20 protein-coding genes and 1 pseudogene are annotated in these 21035 nt (G+C 45.4%); 18 read left to right on the top strand and 3 right to left on the bottom strand.

The window, feature by feature from the left end; all coding sequences use genetic code 11:
* Positions 1-112: 112 nt before the first annotated feature.
* Both DUK53_RS08245 and DUK53_RS08240 read left to right on the top strand, forming a co-directional pair.
* On the top strand, positions 113-1585 hold the full coding sequence (locus DUK53_RS08245; protein WP_036132888.1) for an MDR family MFS transporter: 1473 nt from the start codon (positions 113-115) through the stop codon (positions 1583-1585).
* 284 nt (positions 1586-1869) lie between these two features.
* Positions 1870-4518: a cation-translocating P-type ATPase gene (locus DUK53_RS08240; protein WP_036132886.1), complete on the top strand. Its 2649-nt coding sequence runs from the start codon at positions 1870-1872 to the stop codon at positions 4516-4518.
* Between the two features lie 56 nt (positions 4519-4574).
* Here DUK53_RS08240 and DUK53_RS08235 read toward each other — a convergent pair whose 3' ends face one another.
* Both DUK53_RS08235 and DUK53_RS08230 read right to left on the bottom strand, forming a co-directional pair.
* Positions 4575-4865 carry a rhodanese-like domain-containing protein gene (locus tag DUK53_RS08235; protein WP_036091232.1) on the bottom strand — a complete coding sequence of 97 codons (291 nt, stop codon included), beginning with the start codon at positions 4863-4865 and terminating at the stop codon, positions 4575-4577.
* A gap of 76 nt (positions 4866-4941) precedes the next feature.
* On the bottom strand, positions 4942-5217 hold the full coding sequence (locus DUK53_RS08230; RefSeq protein ID WP_052165015.1) for a DUF1294 domain-containing protein: 276 nt from the start codon (positions 5215-5217) through the stop codon (positions 4942-4944).
* A gap of 99 nt (positions 5218-5316) precedes the next feature.
* Between DUK53_RS08230 and DUK53_RS08225 the strand changes: the two genes are divergently transcribed.
* The 9 genes from DUK53_RS08225 to DUK53_RS08185 all read left to right on the top strand — a co-directional run bounded on the left by DUK53_RS08225 (position 5317) and on the right by DUK53_RS08185 (position 14099).
* Positions 5317-5997 (top strand): hypothetical protein, encoded by a 681-nt coding sequence (locus DUK53_RS08225; RefSeq protein WP_036091234.1) that lies wholly within the window; start codon positions 5317-5319, stop codon positions 5995-5997.
* A 65-nt stretch (positions 5998-6062) separates the two neighbouring features.
* Positions 6063-6440 (top strand): RidA family protein, encoded by a 378-nt coding sequence (locus DUK53_RS08220; RefSeq protein WP_036091235.1) that lies wholly within the window; start codon positions 6063-6065, stop codon positions 6438-6440.
* Between the two features lie 63 nt (positions 6441-6503).
* Positions 6504-7613, top strand: coding sequence for a 5-methyltetrahydropteroyltriglutamate--homocysteine S-methyltransferase (locus tag DUK53_RS08215; RefSeq protein ID WP_124892682.1), 1110 nt, complete (start codon positions 6504-6506; stop codon positions 7611-7613).
* Between the two features lie 362 nt (positions 7614-7975).
* Positions 7976-9370: an amino acid ABC transporter substrate-binding protein/permease gene (locus DUK53_RS08210; protein WP_373862715.1), complete on the top strand. Its 1395-nt coding sequence runs from the start codon at positions 7976-7978 to the stop codon at positions 9368-9370.
* Positions 9363-10091: an amino acid ABC transporter ATP-binding protein gene (locus tag DUK53_RS08205; RefSeq protein WP_036091240.1), complete on the top strand. Its 729-nt coding sequence runs from the start codon at positions 9363-9365 to the stop codon at positions 10089-10091. The genes DUK53_RS08210 and DUK53_RS08205 overlap by 8 nt, the downstream gene beginning before the upstream one ends.
* A gap of 118 nt (positions 10092-10209) precedes the next feature.
* On the top strand, positions 10210-10887 hold the full coding sequence (locus DUK53_RS08200; RefSeq protein ID WP_036132884.1) for a response regulator transcription factor: 678 nt from the start codon (positions 10210-10212) through the stop codon (positions 10885-10887).
* Positions 10884-12263, top strand: coding sequence for a sensor histidine kinase (locus tag DUK53_RS08195; RefSeq protein ID WP_036132882.1), 1380 nt, complete (start codon positions 10884-10886; stop codon positions 12261-12263). The genes DUK53_RS08200 and DUK53_RS08195 overlap by 4 nt, the downstream gene beginning before the upstream one ends.
* Before the next feature lie 79 nt (positions 12264-12342).
* Positions 12343-13431, top strand: a complete 1089-nt coding sequence (locus DUK53_RS08190) for an ABC transporter permease (RefSeq protein WP_036091245.1) — start codon at positions 12343-12345, stop codon at positions 13429-13431.
* Positions 13431-14099, top strand: coding sequence for an ABC transporter ATP-binding protein (locus DUK53_RS08185; RefSeq protein ID WP_036091247.1), 669 nt, complete (start codon positions 13431-13433; stop codon positions 14097-14099). Before DUK53_RS08190 ends, DUK53_RS08185 begins: the two co-directional genes overlap by 1 nt.
* Here DUK53_RS08185 and DUK53_RS08180 read toward each other — a convergent pair.
* Entirely contained in the window at positions 14096-14299 is a 204-nt protein-coding gene (locus DUK53_RS08180; protein ID WP_036091249.1) for a hypothetical protein, read from the bottom strand. The genes DUK53_RS08185 and DUK53_RS08180 overlap by 4 nt on opposite strands.
* A gap of 232 nt (positions 14300-14531) precedes the next feature.
* On the opposite strand from DUK53_RS08180, the gene DUK53_RS17925 reads away from it, so the two are divergent.
* From DUK53_RS17925 to DUK53_RS08145, 7 genes and pseudogenes are all read left to right on the top strand, one after another.
* Positions 14532-14678, top strand: a complete 147-nt coding sequence (locus tag DUK53_RS17925) for an Lmo0850 family protein (RefSeq protein WP_308738464.1) — start codon at positions 14532-14534, stop codon at positions 14676-14678.
* An 858-nt stretch (positions 14679-15536) separates the two neighbouring features.
* Positions 15537-16307, top strand: coding sequence for a hypothetical protein (locus DUK53_RS08175; RefSeq protein WP_036091700.1), 771 nt, complete (start codon positions 15537-15539; stop codon positions 16305-16307).
* Between the two features lie 114 nt (positions 16308-16421).
* A pseudogene (locus tag DUK53_RS17715) lies at positions 16422-16974 on the top strand (TetR/AcrR family transcriptional regulator).
* Between the two features lie 86 nt (positions 16975-17060).
* The gene (locus DUK53_RS08160) at positions 17061-17411 is read left to right on the top strand and encodes a DMT family transporter (protein ID WP_036091253.1); all 351 of its coding nucleotides are present in this window, start codon (positions 17061-17063) and stop codon (positions 17409-17411) included.
* Positions 17411-17731: a DMT family transporter gene (locus DUK53_RS08155; protein ID WP_036132953.1), complete on the top strand. Its 321-nt coding sequence runs from the start codon at positions 17411-17413 to the stop codon at positions 17729-17731. Before DUK53_RS08160 ends, DUK53_RS08155 begins: the two co-directional genes overlap by 1 nt.
* A gap of 303 nt (positions 17732-18034) precedes the next feature.
* The gene (locus DUK53_RS08150) at positions 18035-19153 is read left to right on the top strand and encodes a D-alanine--D-alanine ligase (RefSeq protein ID WP_036132880.1); all 1119 of its coding nucleotides are present in this window, start codon (positions 18035-18037) and stop codon (positions 19151-19153) included.
* A gap of 72 nt (positions 19154-19225) precedes the next feature.
* Complete coding sequence (locus tag DUK53_RS08145; RefSeq protein ID WP_036132878.1) at positions 19226-20599, top strand: UDP-N-acetylmuramoyl-tripeptide--D-alanyl-D-alanine ligase; 1374 nt, start codon at positions 19226-19228, stop codon at positions 20597-20599.
* Positions 20600-21035 lie beyond the last annotated feature (436 nt).

Below are 21035 nucleotides of genomic sequence, written 5' to 3'. Positions count from 1 at the left end.
TAGACTGATTTTATTTTCAGGGGAATAGGGATATAATTTAACAGTGTTAAATTAAGAAGGCGAACTGTGATAACTCTATTATACATGGTTGGGGTCAAGAAGGGTGAGGAAAATGGCAAAAACAGAAACGAAAATAGTTCCGGTATTGGTAGCGCTCATGCTCGGAATCTTTGTTTCTTCTCTTGATAACACGATTGTTGCGGCAAGTATGGGCACAATTGTAGGGGATTTAGGGGGACTTGATAAGTATGTTTGGATTACGTCGGCATACTTAGTGGCAGAAATGGCAGGAATGCCGATTTTCGGGAAATTATCGGATATGTATGGACGGAAGCGGTTCTACGTGTTCGGGATTACTTTATTTTTAATTGGATCGATTTTATGTGGGACGGCGGAATCGATGACGCAGCTCGCGATTTACCGAGCGATTCAAGGTATCGGTGGTAGTGCGTTGATGCCGATTGCGTTCACAATTATTTGGGACGTATTGCCGCTAGAAAAAAGAGCGAGCGTCGGCGGTTGGTTTGGTGCGGTATTCGGACTATCAAGCGTTGTTGGACCGCTACTTGGCGCGTTCATCACGGATAACATTAGCTGGCACTGGATTTTCTATATCAATATACCGATTGGAATTGTGGCCTTATTTTTAATTAGTACTTTTTATAAAGAATCGCCGAAACATAATAAAGCTAAAATTGATTGGCTGGGCGCGTTCTTCCTTGTTGGTGGAACGGTTGCTTTGATGTTCGGGCTAGAGCTTGGTGGGCAGACATATGCATGGGATTCTGTGCAGATTTTGAGTCTGTTTGCGTTGTTTGTGGTCGCGATGATTGTGCTGATTTTCGTGGAGCGCCGCGCGTCGGATCCGATTTTACCGTTTTACTTGTTTAAGCGAAACGTTTACTTGGGGACGGTGCTGACGGGGATGCTGTACGGTGGCGTCTTCATGGTGGCGACGATTTATATTCCGCTTTATGTGCAAGGTGTGGATGGTGGAACGGCGACGAATTCGGGCTTGTTACTCCTGCCGATGATGGTTGGGACGAGCGTGATGGCGGCCGTTTCGGGGAATTTGGCGAACCGCTTTAGTTTCCGCTCGATTATGATTTGCGCTGGGATTTTGACGTTTGTCACGACGATTTTGTTCGGGACGCTGACGCCGGATACGCCGCGCTACATGTTGACGATTTACATGGTGATGCTAGGCGTTGGGATTGGCCCATCGTTCTCGATTCTCGGGACGGCGAGCCTGTATAAAATTAATCCGAGTGAGCGCGGAACGGCGAGTGCGACGAACAACTTTATCCGCTCGTTCGGGATGACCGTTGGGATTACAATTTATGGCGTGGTGCAGCGGAACCTGTTTGCAGACGGGGTTCCGGCTATGTTTAAGCACATCGATAGCCGCGCGATTTTATCTCCAGAACTACGTGCAAAAATTCCAACTGACATTTTGGACAAGGTGACCGACGTATTGTGTAGCTCGATCGCGCAAACATTCTTGTGGACGCTGATTCCGCTAAGCTTGGCATTCTTTACGATGCTGTTGATGGGCAAGGCGAAGATGTCCGACCTACGCGAGTAATTCAACGTGGCGACAAACGCTCATCTTCGTCGTTAAAAGCTCCGTTCCAGTGCTCTTCTACACTACGTTTCGCATAACTTCTCACATGGTCGGGGATACGACTCCCTCCCTGTTTTCAGTCATCGTACCTCGGTACGCTCCGCTGAGGTTCAGTGGTAGAGTATGATTTTATAGAAAATGGACCGCGAAATCCTGATTTTTTTGGATTTCGTGGTTTTTTGATTTGAAAATGGGGTTTTTCGGGTATAATGGATAGTATATTGGGAAAAAAGAGGTGTTTAGGGATGCAGAGATATCAAGAGGAAGCGGATAAGGTTTTAGAAGAGTTAGAAACTTCTGCGAAAACTGGCTTGACGACGGCGGAGGTTACGAAACGGTTGGATCGGGATGGTTATAATGAGCTGAAAGATAAGTTGCGGGATCCGTTGTGGAAACTGTTTTTAGAGACGTTTAAGGATCCGATGGTCATCGTTTTGCTTGCCGCAGCGCTTGTGCAGATTTTGATTGGCGAGGTTGTAGAGTCGTTGATTATTTTTGCGGTGCTGATTCTGAACTCGGTGATTAGTGTGGTGCAGACGCGCAAGGCGGAGGGGTCGCTCGATGCCTTGAAGGAGATGTCGGCGCCTGAGGCTAAGGTGATCAGGAACGGCGAGAAGTTGACGATTGCGGCGCGGGAACTCGTTGTTGGCGATATCGTTTTACTGGATGCTGGGGATTTTGTTCCGGCGGATGGACGGATTTTTGAAAGTGGTTCGCTTAAAGTGGATGAGGGCATGCTGACGGGGGAATCGGAGGCGGTTGAGAAACACGTTCGGGCGATTTCGGAGGATGTGGCGCTTGGGGATCGGAAAAACATGGTCTTCAGTGGTGCGCTGACGGTTTACGGCCGTGGTGCTTTTGTCGTGACGGGAACGGGCGGCGGCACGGAAATCGGTAAAATTGCTGGTTTGTTGGAGAGTGCGGAGGCGAAACAGACGCCATTGCAGCAAAAATTGGAGAGCTTTAGTAAGAAACTGGGCGTCGGGATTTTGCTGTTGTGTATTTTGATTTTCGCGATTGAGGCTGGGCGTGCCTGGCTTGGCGGCGGAAGTGGAGACATGACGAAGGCGATTTTGAACGCGTTTATGTTTGCGGTGGCTGTGGCTGTTGCGGCGATTCCGGAGGCGTTGTCGTCGATTGTGACGATTGTGTTGTCGGTTGGGACGAACAAGATGGCGAAACGGCACGCGATTATTCGCAAACTGCCGGCTGTTGAGACGCTTGGTTCGACGAGCGTGATTTGTACGGATAAAACGGGGACGTTGACGCAGAATAAGATGACGGTCGTGGATTATTATTTGCCGGACGGGACGCAGGAAGTTTTTCCGAATACGCCGGATACGTGGTCGGAGGGCGAGCGTCGTTTGATTCATATCGCGGTGCTTTGTAATGATTCGAACATCAATGAGGAGGGGCTTGAGCTTGGTGACCCGACGGAGGTTGCGCTGATTGCGTTTAGTAATAAGAACAATAAGAATTATAACGAGATTCGGGAGCGTTATTTGCGGGAGGCGGAGATTCCGTTTGACTCGGAGCGGAAGTTGATGTCGACGGTGCATACGTTTGATGGGCAAAAAGCGATGCTGACAAAAGGTGGACCGGATGTCGTGTTTGCGCGCTGTAGCCAGGTGTTTTTGGATGGCAAGGAGCAGCCGCTGACGGATGAATTGAAGGCGACTTTGATGCAGGCGAATGAGGACTTTTCGAATCAGGCGTTACGGGTTTTGGCGTATGCGTATAAGCGCTTGGACGGTTCGCAGGCAGATGTGGATTTGGACGATGAGCATGATTTGGTGCTCGTTGGTTTGACAGCGATGATTGATCCGCCACGTGAAGCGGTGTATGCGGCGATTGAGGAGTCGAAAAAGGCTGGGATTCGCACGGTAATGATTACGGGGGATCACAAGACGACGGCGCAGGCGATTGGTCGCGATATTGGCTTGATGGAACCGGATGACATTGCGCTTACAGGGCAAGAACTGGACGCGTTATCGGAATCAGAATTGGATGAAAAACTGGAACATATTTCGGTTTATGCCCGTGTTTCTCCTGAAAATAAAATTCGAATCGTAAAGGCGTGGCAGAAAAAAGGCAAAGTTACTTCGATGACGGGTGATGGTGTGAATGATGCGCCGGCCTTGAAACAAGCCGATATTGGTGTCGCGATGGGAAGTGGGACCGATGTTGCCAAAGATGCTTCGGCGATGGTCTTGACGGATGATAATTTCGTGTCGATTGTGAGCGCGGTGGAAGTTGGCCGAACTGTTTTTGATAACATAAAAAAATCGATTGCGTACCTATTTGCTGGGAATTTAGGCGCGATTATTGCGATTTTATTTGCCTTAATTTTTGATTGGATTAATCCGTTTACAGCGTTGCAACTCTTGTTTATCAACTTGGTCAATGATTCTTTACCAGCGATTGCACTCGGAATGGAAAAAGCGGAACCAGACGTGATGGAGCGCAAACCGCGGGATATTAAAGAAGGTATTTTTGCGGGTGGAACGATGCAGGCGGTCATTACGCGTGGTGCTTTGATTGGGGTTGCGGTTATTATTTCGCAATATATCGGGTTGCAACATTCGCCTGAAATCAGTGTGGCGATGGCATTTACGACGTTGATCTTGGCTCGTACATTGCAAACATTTGCGGCGCGTTCTAACAAACAAACCGCGTTCGAAGCAGGATTTTTCAGCAATAAATATGTGATTTACGCTGTGTTGGTATGTTTCGTGCTTTATGGCGTGACAATTCTTCCAGGCGCACGTGAAGTCTTCTCGATTCCAGCATCATTCGGTTTAAATGAGTGGGGAATTGCGGCGGGACTAGCACTAGGAGCTGTGATTTTGATGGAACTCGGCAAACTAGTGAGTCGAATTGGAAAAGGAAAATAACGCAAAATAAAGAGGCACGCCAGACCCGTTTTTCTGTGGATTTGGCGTACCTCTTTTTAGTTTTCTTTTTCCAGCCAAGCGTTCATCCCACCAACGACATTTTCGCATTGGAAACCGCGGGCACTCAAGTATTCACAAGCTTGCGTGGAGCGATTACCAGAATAACAAATCACGCTATAAATCGTGTTTGGGTCCAGTTCTTCTACAAAATTTGGCAAGCCAATCAGCGGAATGTTGCGGACTCCTTCGATATGAACGGCATTGAAATCGGCCGTGTCGCGTACGTCGATAATGTTTTCTGCCGAACGATTTTCTAATTCTTCCACGGAAATAAGATTAAAACTCATAGCTAAAAACCCCTCTCGAATAGTTTTATTTTAAAGGATAGCGGGGGCAGAAACAACTTCCGCGCTTGTGATAAAGCTACTTAAAATAAGTGATGAGGTAGAGGATGATTCCGATGTGCAGGACAATCGAAAAAGGGACGCAGAATTTGAATTTCCATTTATGCGTTTTGTGGTGAAAGGTGTGCATACCGAGCCAGGAACCAATACCACCGCCGAGAAAGGCAACGAGCAAAAGTGTCGCTTCTGGAATGCGCCATTGGTGTTTGACGGCTTTATTTTTGTCGATAGCCATGGTTGCAAAGCCAATGACGTTCATCATTAAGTAATACGCCGAGGCGAGTAAAATAAGCATAAAATCCTCCTGTTCATTTCAAAAAACATTTTAAAAGTGCCAAATGGATGGCAACACGTTATAATTATAGCATATTAAAAATAAGGGAGGTTTTACAAAATGATTCGGGATTATGCAACCTTTGTTGGGATGACGATTGTGCGACCAGTGAGAACAAGTATGCAAGCGGAAAAACAGCGACATGGGGCGTTTGGATTGATACATATGCTTTTATTCGTGTTTGGGCTAACACTTCAATATGCGTGGAATATGCGAGACTTAATCTTAAACTCACTTCAAGATTACCCGATATTGCAACGGATTATCGTGACGATTTTTGTTTCATCGGGACAGGTGATGCTTTATATTTTGGTGATGATGTTGCTAAATGTCACGGTCGTTTGGCTGGCAGTGCGCTATGTCATGGGCATAAAAGAAGTCAGTTTTCTAAAATGTGCGGCAGGTGTCGGCGGGATGATGACGTTTCCGCTCGTTCTAATGATACTTTCGCTACTGGCAACATGGTATATTTCGACGCTTGTTTCTGTATTATTATGCATTGTCGCTCTGCTATTTTTACCGTTTTCGATGATGTATTTTATCATTGGACACTACGAGAAATCGCGAGTGGACGTGTATTGGATTAGCCTACTCGTCTTTGTTTTAGTAGCGTTTATCACGATTGAAGGAATGATTCTGCTCGTCCAAATTTTCACATCGAATATCCACGATTTAACGCAAGAAATTCACCAAGCCGTCGTCAACTGGCTAGACACGTTGAAATCGAGGCTCCGACGCTGAAAATTGCAAAACTATCTGAATTGGCATACAATACTAACATAAACATAATTTAGGAGGATTTAAACATGACAAAAGAAATTATACACACAGATCAAGCACCAAAAGCGTTGGGGCCATATTCCCAAGCGGTGAAAGTAAACGGTTTTATTTATGCATCGGGGCAACTTGGTATCGATCCAGCGACGGGTGAAATGGTACAAGGCGTGGAAGCGCAAACGAAGCAAGCATTCGCAAACATCAAAGCGGTGCTAGAAGCTGGCGGCTCAAGCCTTGATAAAATCGTTAAAACAACGGTACTTTTCAAAGATCTTGGTAATTTTATCGCGGTCAATGAAATTTATGCGTCGTTTTTCGAAGGAGATTACCCGGCACGTAGCGCTTTTCAAGTGGCTAAATTGCCGAATGACGCGGATATCGAAATCGAAGTAATCGCGGAAGCATAAGATTAGAAAACTGAGCCTCGTAAAAAGGGTTCGGTTTTTTCAAATTTGAGGATTGGAGTGGAAATCATGATGAAAGCACCATTTAAAGCAGATCAGGTCGGCAGTATTTTGAGAACGGAAGCGATTAAACAGGCACGTCTGGACAAGGCAGCGGGCAAAATAAATGACGCGGAACTGCGCGCGATTGAGGACGAAGAAATTAAATACATCGTGGCGAAGCAAAAAGAAGCGGGCTTGAAAGCGGTGACGGATGGCGAGTTCCGCCGCGCTTGGTGGCATTTCGATTTTCTGGAAGGGTTGGATGGCGTAGAAGGGTACGACGCGCAGGACGGCATTCAGTTTGCTAACGTCCAAACGAAGACACATTCTGTCAAAATTGTAGCTCCGATCCAATTCGGAAATCACCCGATGCTCGCAGATTATGCGTTTTTACATAGCATTGCGGGAGACGATGCCATTGCGAAAATGACGATTCCAAGCCCAGCAATGTTGCATTACCGCGGGGACATGGAGTATGCGCCATATTTGGCAGACAACGCGCTGTTCGTTCAAGATTTGGCGAATGCCTACAAACAAGCGATTCAGGCTTTCTACGATGCGGGCTGCCGTTATTTGCAACTCGACGACACATCTTGGAGTTATTTATGTTCCAATGAGCAGCGGGAAGTCGTTCGTTCGCGCGGTTTTGACCCAGATGCTCTGCAAGAAACATACAAACATTTAATCAACGAAGCTATCTCCGAAAAACCAGCAGACATGGTGATCACGATGCACATTTGTCGCGGTAATTTCCGCTCGACTTGGATTGCTTCGGGTGGCTATGAACCCGTTGCCGAAACGCTATTTGGCGGCCTAAACATCGACGGCTTTTTCCTAGAGTATGACAACGATCGTTCCGGCGATTTTGCCCCGTTGCGCTACGTCAAACGTCCAGATTTGAAAATCATCCTCGGCCTCATCACATCAAAAAATGGCGTTCTAGAAGACCCAGAAGCCATTAAAGCAAGAATCAAAGAAGCATCCGAGTTCGTCCCACTTTCCCAACTTTGCCTAAGCCCACAATGCGGTTTTGCATCGACAGAAGAAGGAAATATCCTGACCGAAGACGAACAATGGGCAAAATTAGCACACGTTGTAGCGATTGCAAAAGATGTATGGGGCGACGAAGCCTAATAAAATTTATAAAGTCGAAATGCCATAAAAAACCTTGGAATAGCGCGATTATTCCGAGGTTTTCTGCTGTCTTCTACTAACCTTATCCGAATTGGGTATTTTCAATAAGGTTACATTATGATAAAATCGAGAATGTGTCATGTTTGTTGGTGTTGTTCGAAGTAGAACGAGATACATCACCAATATGTAGGGGAACGAAAGTGAGCCTGTCATCCTTATCAATGCGTGACTTCTCCTGAAGATGGAGCACATATTAATTTTGGAAAGCAATTTTTACAGATGGAATTTACCGATATACATACTTGCAAAATGGGGAGGAAACAATGAAAAAGACGAAAATACTATTTTTACTTTTGTCATTTATGGCAGTATTCGCAATGGTTGCAGGTAGTTTTGTACCACAGGCGCAGGCAGCAGAACAGAAAGTGTATGAAATCGGGACAGACGAGACGTTTGCTCCGTTTGAATTTCAAAATAAGAAAGGCGAGCTAGTCGGGATCGATATGGACATCCTGAAAGCCATCGCCAAAGATCAAGATTTTCAGTACAATGTCAAGCCACTCGGTTTTAATGCGGCGGTTCAAGCGCTGACGAGTAACCAAGTGGACGGCGTCATCGCGGGCATGAGTATCACTGATGAACGCAAGCAAAAATTCGATTTCTCGGATCCTTATTTTGAATCCGGCATCGTTATGGCCATCAAAAAAGGCGACGATTCGATTAAATCCTATGAAGACCTACGCGGCAAAAAAGTCGCTGTCAAAACGGGAACGGAAGGCTATGCTTTTGCAGATGCCAATAAAGAAAAATACGGCTACACACTCGTGCCATTCGACGATTCTGCGAGCATGTATGCAGACGTTAGAACCGGCAATTCTGTCGCGTGTTTCGATGACTATCCTGTCCTCGCTTACGGCGTCAAACAAGGCAATGGCCTCGATATCGTCACAGAAAAAGAAAAAGGAAACTCATACGGTTTTGCAGTCAACAAGGGCAAAAACCAAGAACTCCTTGAGAAATTCAACGTTGGGCTAACGAACATCAAAGCAAGCGGGGAATACAAAGAAATCATCGATCGGTACATTGGTAGCGACGTTAAACCCCAATCATTCTGGGATTTACTCATTGAAAGCGCGCCAGCTTTACTACTCGGTCTTTGGTATACGATTAAATTAACCCTTATCTCGCTTGTCTTCGCAGCGATTCTAGGACTGGTTTTCGGCTTCCTAAAAGTGAGTCGCAGCAAAGTATTGCGCGGTATCGCAACGGTTTACGTCGACATTTTCCGCGGTATTCCGCTAATCGTTCTGGCCTTCTTCATCTATTTCGGAATTCCCGAAGCAATGGGCTTTAAAATGGACGCTACCGTCGCCGCCGTCATCACCTTGAGTCTAAACGCGGGAGCTTACATTACCGAAATCATCCGCGGCGGAATTCAAGCGGTCGATAAAGGTCAGATGGAGGCAGGTCGTTCCCTTGGCTTACCGTACGGCAAAACGATGATCAAAATTATTCTGCCACAAGCGATTCGCGTCATGATTCCGTCGTTCATCAATCAATTCGTTATCACTTTGAAAGATACGTCGATCATGAGTGTTATCGGTCTTGTTGAGCTGACACAATCTGGTAAAATAATCATCGCGCGTACATTCGAATCGTCTACTATTTGGCTGATCGTTGCAATCATGTACTTGATTGTTATCACTGCCTTGACGAAACTATCGAACGTGATGGAACGGAGGGTAAACAATGACTAAACTAAAAGTAACCGATTTGAAGAAAAGTTTCGGCACCAATGAAGTTTTAAAAGGAATCAATCTCGAAGTGGCAGAAGGCGAAGTAGTTTGCGTCATCGGCCCATCTGGTTCCGGGAAAAGTACCTTTTTGCGCTGCATGAATAACCTTGAGGAAATCACAGCAGGCGACGTGATTGTGGACGACTTCCAAATCACCGATAAAAAAACCGACATCAACAAAGTACGCGAAAATATTGGCATGGTATTCCAGCATTTCAACCTTTTTCCACACATGTCGGTGTTGAAAAACATCACGCTTGCTCCGACCGAATTACGCAAACAATCCAAAGAAGAAGCGCGTAAAACCGGTCTGGCGCTCTTGCAACGTGTCGGCTTAGCTGACAAAGCAGATGCGCTACCAAGTCAACTTTCCGGCGGGCAAAAACAGCGTGTCGCGATTGCCCGAGCGCTCGCGATGAATCCTGATATCATGCTTTTCGATGAGCCAACTTCCGCACTCGATCCAGAAATGGTCGGTGAAGTTTTGGGCGTTATGAAGGATTTGGCGAAAGAAGGCATGACGATGATGGTTGTCACGCATGAAATGGGCTTCGCAAAAGAAGTTGGTGACCGCGTTATATTCATGGACGGCGGTTATATCGTCGAAGAAGGCACGCCAGAGCAAGTGTTTGACGCGCCACAACATGAACGTACGATTAGCTTTTTAGAAAAGGTATTATAAGCTTGAAAATCATGTCTCGATACAGCGGGGCATGGTTTTTTTTCGCGAAATTTTGGCATTGGCGCGGATTTTTTGATATGATGCAGTAAAAGTAGGACGGGATAGGTGAAGGAAGACGATGAAACAAATTTTAGTAGTAGATGATGATCGGAATATTCGCCAATTGGTGGGGCTTTGCTTACGCGCGGAAGGGTTCCACGTATTGGAGGCGGGGGACGGTTCGGAAGCGGCGGCGATGGTCGAAAAGCAGCAAGTCCATCTGGCGGTAATCGATATTATGATGCCCAACATGGACGGTTTCGATCTGTGCCAAAAACTGCATACGAATTATCCAGATATCCCTGTCATCATGCTGACCGCCAAAGACGCGCTCGCCGATAAAGCACGCGGATTTGAGGTCGGGACCGATGATTATATCACGAAACCATTCGAACCCCAAGAACTCGTTTTTCGGATTCGCGCTTTGTTACGGCGTTCCAACCAATCAAGCGAAGTGAAAATTAAGATTGGCAACATTTCTATCGACCAAAAAAGCTACGGCATCACGATTGGCAATCGCGAAAGAATGATTCCGGTCAAAGAGTTCGAGCTACTTTACCAACTTGCGAGCTATCCAGGGCGTATTTTCACGCGGGAAGAACTGCTAGAACGGATTTGGCAACGAGATTACGATGGCAGTGACCGCACGATAGATGTGCACATTAAGCGGTTACGAGACCATTTTGACGAAGAAAAAGACGGCATTCGAATCACAACGGTGCGCGGTGTCGGCTACAAATTGGAGGAGATAACATGAAGTCGCTATACACGCGAATCGTCATCACGATGCTTGTCGTCATTCTTTCCAGCAGCTTACTGGGCTTCTTTTTCGCGAATATTTACTATCAAGTGAAGCTAAAACCGTTCAACGACGAGAAAATAACGGAGATGGCAAAAGCGGTGCAAAAGTTCTATCAAACGAATGAGTCGGTGCCCCTAGACAGCTACCTTGAGAACGTTGGCACGCTTGGCTACGAGTTATATCTCACAGATGGTGACGGGAACTCTCGTTATTTTGGCGGGGAATTCCGCGAAACGTATTTGCCGGAGAAAACGGTGCAACAGGTGCTGGCCGGTGAAACATATCACGGCATCGATACATTTCAGACAGGCCTTTTTATCACGGGATTTTTCGATAATGATGTTCGAAATACGATTGGTGTACCGGTCGAATCAGATGGGAAAACGATGGCGCTGTTTTTACGGCAAGACCCAGAACGGCAATTTGGCGAGTTGCGAATCTTTTTTGCGATGATTCTAACGTTTACATCGATTATCAGCATTTTGCTCGTGCTTATTAGCGGGCGGTACATCGTGAACCCGATTGTGAAACTGACGAACGCGACGAAGCAGATTCGTAAGGGGAACTATGATGTGGGCTTACAAGTGCGGCGTAAAGACGAGATTGGCCAGCTCGCCGATTCCTTTGCAAAAATGGCTGGGGAACTGGAAAAATCGGAGGCTGCGCGCCAAGAGTTCGTGGCCAATGTCTCGCATGAACTGCAATCACCACTTACATCGATGCAAGGCTTCGCGACATTGCTAGGCTCAGAAACGCTGACTGCCACAGAACGAGCCGAATATTTAGCCGTTTTATCAGAGGAAACGAAGCGCTTATCATCCTTGACGAAGCAACTGCTAACCCTCGCGTCACTAGATCAAGAAGCCGAATTGCGCAAAAAAGACGTGTTCCAATTGGAAACGCAGTGGCGACAACTATTGCAAATGACGGAATGGAGCTGGCGTGCCAAGGAGTTGACGATGGACATGGAGCTAGCAGAGGTAACCTACACCGGCGACGCGGAATTGCTATATCAAGTTTGGTCGAATCTGCTGACGAACGCGATCAAGTTTACACCAAAAGGAGGCACCATCCGGATTCGACTGCATGAAACAGCCAGCGAGGTACGTGTGGAAGTCGAGGATAGCGGCATCGGAATAAGCGACGCAGAAATCCCGAACATTTTCCGTCGATTTTATAAAGCCAATCAAAGTCGGTCGCGCGAAGAAGGATCTAGCGGTCTCGGCCTATCCATCAGCCAAAAAATTATCGACCTGCACCACGGCACCATTTTTGTCGAAAGCAAACTAGGAAAAGGCACAACATTCACCGTGATCCTTCCGAAAAACTAAATTTGTAAAATCCGATTCACATTCCGTTTACAAAACTCCTCTAAACTAAGTGTAAGATCTTATAGAGGAGTTGGACGGAATGTTTTTGGCATTAAGAGAATTGAAACACGCAAAACTACGCTATTTTTTAATAGGACTCATCATGGTGTTGATCGCTTGGCTTGTTTTGTTTGTCACGGGTTTAGCAAATGGGCTCGCAAACGATAACGGAGCCGCGATTTCATCGAACCAAGCAACTTATTATGTATTGCAAAAAGACTCGGATAACCGCTTAACGAGGTCGAATTTGACCGCGACAGAGACGGAAGGAATCGCGAAACAAGTCGGGAAATCGGCTAGTACGAATCTCGGCGTACAAATGGGGACGGTCACGCCACCCGCAAAAGACAAGAAAACAGACATTACTTATTTTGGCATCGATAAGAATAGCTTCATGAAACCAGAAATCACAGAAGGAACAGCGCCTCAGAGCAAAAATGAGGTGATAGCGGATATTTCATTGAAAGAATCCGGTTACAAGCTGAAAAGTGAGATTAAAGACAGCGCAACAGGAAACATATTCACCATCACGGCGTTTACGAAAAACAATACATTCAGCCATTCACCGGTTATTTTCGTCGATTGGGACGCTTGGAAACTGATTCACCAAACAAATCAAGCAGCGCAAGGCGAATATACAGCAGTCGCGCTCAACGTTTCAGAAAGTAAAGCCGAGAGTTTATCGCTCGGAAAACTAGAACTTGCATCGAGCAAAGAGGTACTTCAAGGCATTCCAGGATATTCCGAAGAGCAAGGCTCGCTACTCATGATGATCGCGTTTTTATTCGTCATCGCCGCCTTTGTTCTAGCCGCCTTTTTCTACGTCATCACGATTCAAAAAATCAACCAATTTGGCGTTTTAAAAGCTGTCGGAGCGAGAACCGCCTATCTTGGACGCAGCATCGTGAGCCAAGTCATTTTTCTATCGGTTGTAAGCTTGCTCATTGGTAACGCCCTAACATTTGGGCTCGCAGCGATTTTACCAGCCAGCATGCCGTTCACACTCAGCCCACTACTCGCCATCGGTTGCTCGGTCCTATTCCTTGTCGTAGCCGTAGCTGGATCGATGTTATCACTCTACCGCGTGGCTAAAGTAGACGCACTAGAAGCAATTGGGAGGGCAATCTAATGACATTAACGATGAAAAATATTTCAAAAAGTTATCAAGACGGAGATCAGATTGTAGAAGTTTTGAAAAATGTATCTCTGGAAGTCGCACAAGGAGAATTCGTCGCGATTGTCGGTCCATCGGGTGCCGGGAAAAGCACGTTTCTATCGATTGCCGGCGCGCTATTATCACCGACAGCAGGAGAAATCACGATTGGTGGCGTAGAACTAAGCGATCTTTCCAACAAAGCGCTGACAGAAATTCGGCTTGAAAAAGTCGGTTTTATCTTCCAAGGCGCGAACTTGATTCCTTATTTAAACGTCCGCGACCAACTCTTACTCATTGCCGAGTTGGCGGGTCATCGAGGTAGCGAGGCGAAGCAGAAAGCCGATACATTGCTCCGCGATTTAGGACTAACGGCTCGCCAACATAATTACCCGGAAAGCTTATCGGGTGGTGAAAAACAGCGTGTCGCAATTGCCAGATCGCTAATGAATAATCCGGATGTAATTTTGGCCGACGAACCGACAGCCAGTCTAGATGCGAATCGAGGACACAAAGTGGTACAAATGATCGCCGAAGAAGTGAAGCGCAACAACAAAGCAGCCATTATGGTAACGCATGACGAACGCGTACTGGACTTAGTTGACCGCGTAGTAAGAATAGAAGACGGCCATCTAAAAGGCTAGATAAATAAAAAATACAAGCTATCCTGTTCCGCATTGGAATAAGAGGGCTTGTATTTTTTCTGATTCAATTTCTCCTGCTTGGTTTTTGTTCGTTTCGTGCGTAAATCCAATGTCGCAAAAGAACTTCTATGAACCGCTGGATCGAGTTTTCCTTCTCTAACACGCTTCATTCGCGCTTTCTTGGCCTGTGAAATTGCCATGTTCATCACTCCTTCGTATTTTCTAATTGTAACAAAATTTCCTGAAATAGTCTCTTTTGGCGTATAATATTCGGTTTTAAACCGTTTACAGGACTTAGAAATAAAAAATAATTCGTAAATAAGAGATATTTTTTGAAAAAGGGGTATTTTTGTCAGCCGTTTTGTGTTAAAGTGAACCTATAGAGAAAATACAAACGGGATAATTTGTAAAAAGCGATTGGAGTGATACCATTTGCAAGAAAATAAAGATGTATTGAATAAGGTAATCCAACAATTAGAGAAGAAAGGTATTTTTGTAGAGAAGACCAAATCCAGAAACGACATTTGGCACAACCTACAAAAAAACAATTTGAACATTGTAAAGCTAGGCATACGATAAATTACATAGACACTTTTTGGCGCTGGTATCTGAGGATGCTGGCGTTTTTATATGAAAAGCTGAAACGGCCCGTTAGACCCGAAAAAATTTGTTAGGGGGCGCAGTGAAAGTCCTCTTTTGACTTTTACGGAGGCCACGAAAATTTCGAGGGTCTGGCCGTTGAAGCTGGATCTGGAAATGATGATACGTCAAAAATCGGCGCGTTCCCGCAGACGTGATTGCTAAGATAGGAATAATTACCGAATTAATATTAGTCTGGCTCTTGGAGCTAAATACAGATGTGCAAGTCATGGCAGGGTATAAGGAACGAATGCTCACTTTGCTCACACTCATATTGTGGTTCTAAAAAAGCAAACGACGCTTTCCAAGAACCACAACAAAGCTAGATCTGGAAACGACGATACGTCAAAAATCGGCGCGTTCCCGTAGACGTGATTGCTATATTAGGAATAACTACTGAATTATTATTAGTCTGGCTCTTGAAACTAAATCAGATGAAAAGCTGAAACGGCTCGTTCAGCTCCGAAAAAAACTGGATCAGAAGCGTGAAACATGACGTTACGCATGATCAGATGCTTTAAAACAGGGCGTTTCAATATTTGAGTCGTGATGATTCAGAGCTTGGCGTAGAAGAGCCGCTGGTGGATTACATGCTCACTGCGTTCGCATGCATATTGAGGCTCTAAATCAGCAAGGGATGCTTCATAAGAGCCACAACAATAAGTCCCACAACATTGTCATCAATTAGTAACTAATATTTGAATCAATTGACACATACATTTTGGCATAAGTGTTGTATGATAGACATAAGGTTGTGCAAAAGTGGACAGAAATATGAGAAATTGGGTGAGTGAGGCAATGAAAAAAGAGATATTGAAGCAGCAAACGATTTATGTACATATGGATAATGTGATAAATAATGTTGTGACGAGTGGTATTACATTTTGCGATTTTATGAACGGTGTGATGTCTCCGCCTCAAAATGTTTTGTTGTTAAAGCATCAATTTCCAGAAGCGTCTTTCAATGCGCACACGTCTTTCCACTATAGCGAAGTGAGTGATTTATCGGAATTGAAGAAGGCTCCGGTTTCGCAGTACGCTGATTTTTGCTGGGTGGATTTTGAAGATATCGATTTGGTCAATCAGCTAACGGCGCAGGAAGTGGCGGAGTTGCTTTATTTGGCGCATACTGGTAGACATTTACGCTCCCCATTTTACTATAAACTACAAAATAATTTCGTCTACTTAACGAAGGAAGATGGGCGCTACAATAAGGTTTATTATCGCAATTTGGACCAGTTTTATCATGTGCTTGGTTATGCGATTTGGAAAAATATGATGCAGATGACGACGGAGAAAATCGTGCTTCCTTTTGTAAAACGGAAAAAAATTGCGGATATTCCAGTGGACTTGCTGAAGAAGTTCGCGGAATATTTCCGAGAAGGCGCGTGTATTTCGTTTGATGATGCGGTGAAGTCGCGGAATCAGATTGAGGTGCCGATTGGTTTGAATTTGAAAGATGATATGCAGGAGTTGCTGCGCTCGAGTGATTTAATCGAATATGAGCACGTGGTCGCGCATTTAATCTACGATATGAAGCAAAATGAATGGTCTGTTATTGACGGCTAATATGATTTTTTGAATAATTATGAAACAGTTTACGTAAAACTAGGTTCTCTAGGTTTACGTGAGCTATTTTTTTTGCTATAATAAAACTAATGAATGTTAGTTAGGAGGTTTCTTATGTCAAGTCAGCGTTTGAAAGAGGCGGCATTACCACTTTTTGCGGAGCAGGGCTATGAAGGTACGGCGTTGTCGGAGATTGCGAAGGCAGTCGGGATTAAGACACCATCCATTTATGCACATTTTGCCTCGAAGGAAGCGTTGTTTTTGGAGATTTATCGCGATGTGATGCGACATGAATTGGTGATGTTGGAGGAAGTTGCGAAGGAAAAGCATGGCACGATGGAGGCGGAATTGCGCGCTTTCTTCTATAAGAGTAACTGATTTCGGTGTGGATCCTGATGTGAAACGATTTTTCCAGCGGGCGATTTTCTTTCCGCCACAGTCACTGGCAAAGCAGATGCGTGAAGAAATGACGACGTATGAAGCGATGACGTCTGAATCTATTGGTGAGATTTTAGGCCAAAAGCTAGACGCGGCGCAGAAGGAGAAGTGGATTTATGTGTTCTATTGTTTGCTCGATGGTTTGAGCTTGGAGCATGAAATCTATGATACCGAGGATTTTGCGAAACGGCGCGACGCAGCATGGGAAGCACTGGCAGCATTGTTGTAAGAACGAGAGAGGATGACCTTTCGGATACGTGATAGCTCGTATTTTTAACAAATTTGGGACAGCCCAGTATCTAGGAGGAAATAGTGATGGCATGGATTTATTTAATGCTCGCTGGATTGTCTGAAATCGTTTGGGCGTTCGGTTTGAAGGAAGCGCACGGCTTCAGTAGGTTAGGATGGAGTCTGTTAACGATTGCGTTTTTGATTGTCAGTTTTTATTTATTCGCGCGGGCGATGCGCAAGATTCCGATTGGGACGGCGTATGCTGTTTTTACGGGGATTGGTGCGGCTGGAACGGCGATTATTGGCATGTTATTTTTGGATGAATCGGCAAACCTTTGGAAAATTATCTCGCTGATTGTTCTGATTTCAGGGATTATCGGTCTGAAATTGGTAGATGGCGGCGCGAAGTCGGATGAAAAGGCTGGTGACGCATGATGGCATGGATTTTTCTATTGATTGCTGGACTTTGCGAAATGGCTTTTGTCGTGATGATGAAGCTTTCGGAAGGGTTTAAAAAGCTGAATTATTCTATTTATACGGTCGTGTTTATGATTGCGAGTTTCTTCTTGCTCTCGCTTGCTTTAAAGACGATTCCGATTGGGACGGGTTACGCGATTTGGACCGGGATTGGTGCAGTCGGCTCTGTTGTGATGGGGATGGTGCTTTTTAAGGAGAAGAAGAGTGTGTTGAAATTATTCTTTATTGCGCTGATTGTGGCTGGGGTTATTGGCCTAAAACTCACCAGTGGTCTCTAAACGTGGCGACAAACGCTCATCTTCGTCGTTAAAGCCTGTGCTTCGGTGCTCATGTACTTTAGTACATTCTGCTCCGATGCTCGGCTTTGCCTAGAATCTAAGCATTTGTCGCCACGTTTAGGACTCGGCGGGCCATCGGGGGTTTAGGGATTAGACCTAAAACCTAAAACCTAAAACCTAAAACCTAAAACCTATATATAAAAGATTTGGGCATTGAGAAATTTTTCAGTGCTTTTTCTGTTATTCCTGCAAAAACGTGTTAAAATAGATTGTATTGATTTAGGTAGTAAACGGAGGGGTATCATGAAAACAAAATTAGTGCTGTTATATGGTGGGAAATCGGCGGAACACGAGATTTCTTTGCAGACTGCTTTTTCGGTGATTAATGCGCTGGAATTTGATAAATTTGAAGTAAAACCCATTTACATAACGAACGAGGGTGACTGGGTGCAAGGCCCGGATTTGACTGGAAAATTGGATTTTGTGGAGCAGTTGCGTTTTGAACAGAAGGATGTTTTGCGGCTCACGGAAACGAAGGAATCGGCGTCCCATGGCTTGGCGGTTAGTCCGGCTTCTTTACGTGAAGAGGGCGATATGGATCAGATGGTTGTTTTCCCATTATTGCATGGACCAAACGGCGAAGATGGCACAGTGCAGGGCTTGCTAGAGGTTCTGAACTTGCCTTACGTTGGCGCGGGAGTCTTGGCTTCGGCAGCGGCAATGGATAAAATTGTGATGAAAATGGTGTTCGCTGATGCGGGCATTCCGCAGGTTCCAGCTGTGCCAGTTCGCGCGATTGAGTGGCAAGAAACGCAAGACGAGATTGTTGCAAAAATTGAGACGGCGCTTGTGTATCCGGTTTTTGTTAAGCCTGCGAATCTTGGTTCGAGTGTGGGAATCAGTAAGGCAACGGATCGTGTGACGCTTGTTGCGGCGATGGTGGAGGCGCTTCGTTATGACCGCCGAATCGTTGTAGAACAGGGCGTTGTAGCTCGTGAGGTGGAGATTGCGGTTCTTGGAAATGACACGCCGGCTTGTTCTGTTGCGGGTGAGATTATTCCAAAAGGTGCGGAGGCGGTTTTTTATGATTACAGGGCGAAGTACCAAGATAATGACACGGTGATGGCGATTCCAGCGGAGCTTGATCCCGCTGTGTACGAGCAATTGGTAGACTACTCGAAACGGGCTTTCCTGGGGCTTTCCGGTAGCGGTCTCGTGCGTGCAGACTTTTTTGTGACGGGGGATAACCAGATTTTCTTAAATGAGGTCAACACGATGCCAGGATTTACACCATACAGCATGTACCCGCTACTTTGGCAAGAAAGTGGTTTGCCATATTCCGAGTTGATTGTGAAATTGGTAGATCTTGCAAAAGAACGCCATGAAGCGAAGAATAGCTTAAAATATACATTAGAAGACTAGGACTAAGCGAGTTAGGAAAGCAGTGCCAAATGCGGGCTGCTTTTTTCTCGGGATTTTTAGGAGGAGCAAGATTTGAAAAAGACAGTAGCAGAAATGGCAGAAATGATTTCGGTTTTTAATGATGTGGAGGCTTGGCGGGACGTTGTGCTGACTGGTGTTTGCTTCGATACGCGCCAAATCCAAGCGGGAGATTTGTTCGTTCCTTTTGTCGGCGAATCGCGTGATGGCCATGCGTTTGTCAAGGATGCGTACGATGCTGGTGCCAGTGCGGCGCTGTGGCAAAAAGATGTGCCAAATCCTCCTGCGGGCGTGCCAGTTTTGATGGTGGAAGATACGTTGACTGCGCTGCAGGACTTGGCGAAGGCGTATTTAAAAGAGGTGCATCCAAAAACAATCGCGATTACCGGAAGCAACGGGAAAACGACGACGAAGGATATCATGGCCGCGATCGTGGCGTCGAAATATCGCGTGCACAAAACCGGTGGGAATTTTAACAATCATATCGGTTTGCCGTATACGATTCTCAGCATGCCCGCGGATACAGAGGTTGCGGTGCTTGAGATGGGGATGAATCATCGTCACGAAATCGAGGTGCTGACGAAGATTGTGATGCCAGATATCGCGCTAATTACGAACATCGGCGAGGCGCATTTGGAGCATTTAGGTTCCAGAGAAGAGATCGCCAAGGCAAAAATGGAAATCGCGATTGGGCTTGATGCGTCGAGTCTGCTCATTTATCCGAGTGAGGAAGAACTTCTAAAACCGCTCGTAACGGACAACTATCGCGTAGCTACTTTTGGGGAAGATGGCGATTTGCGTCCTGAAATGATGCGAACCGAGATGGAAGGTACATCCTTCACGACGAATGCCGCGCCAGATGTGGAAATTTTCGTGCCGATTGTCGGGGAACATAACGTGTTTAATACGATGGCCGCAATGTTAGCCGCACAAGAACTCGGCATTTCGGCGAGCGATGTAAAAGAAGCTTTGGCGAATATGGAACGCTCGAATAGCCGTCTCGAATGGCTTGTCGGCGCGAAAGGTAGCGATATTTTAAATGACGCCTACAATTCGAGCCCAACCGCCTTGATGGCCGTTCTAAAAACATTCATGCACCTAGAAGCACCGAGCAAAAAGAAATTCGTCGTCGTAGCAGATATGTTAGAACTTGGAGCAGACGCAGACACTTTCCACTATAACGCTGGAAAATCCATCGGAAAAGGTAGCATTGATAAAGTTTTTGCATATGGAAATCATATCGAAGCCTTCACAAAAGCTGCCGCAGAACAAATTGGCGAAGAGAACGTATTCTATTTTGAAACAAAAGCCGCGCTCGAAGCAGAACTACTAGCTCAAGTTACCGGCGAAGAATACATCATGGTCAAAGGCTCTTATGGCATGGGATTAAAGGATATTGTAGAGGCGTTGATGAGCGAAACTATATGAAAAAAAGCATGTGGATACTATTCATTTCTCTTTTTGTCGTGTTTAGCTTTGTAGATATAATGCTACTCATGGATACTAAAGTTTCAGATATACTGGGAGCTCTGTTCTTAGGCGCCATCCAGTCACTGATTGTTTTTACAGGAGTACTAATCATCATACTTCTAGTCAAAATGATAAAAAAATATACGACAAACTAATCAGATCGTAGCTTTCAACCATTTCGGATGTTGGAGGCTACTTTTTTTTCTGGGCAACTTTGTGTAGCTACTTCATATGTATGCGCATACTTGAAAATAAAAAGCAAATATCACGCTTAAATCGAGTATAATCATTGAAAACACAAGGAATTCATGTTATGATGGTTTGTGGAAGTTAATTAGGTTTTTACGATAAGCCTACATTATTATTAGAGGGCTTTTTTATTTTTTGCGTAAGA

This window comes from Listeria sp. SHR_NRA_18 (genome assembly GCF_003856515.1).
Lineage (GTDB): Bacteria > Bacillota > Bacilli > Lactobacillales > Listeriaceae > Listeria_A > Listeria_A newyorkensis.
Note: the sequence above shows the minus strand (reverse complement) of the source record. Positions and strands in the feature narration are given on the sequence as shown.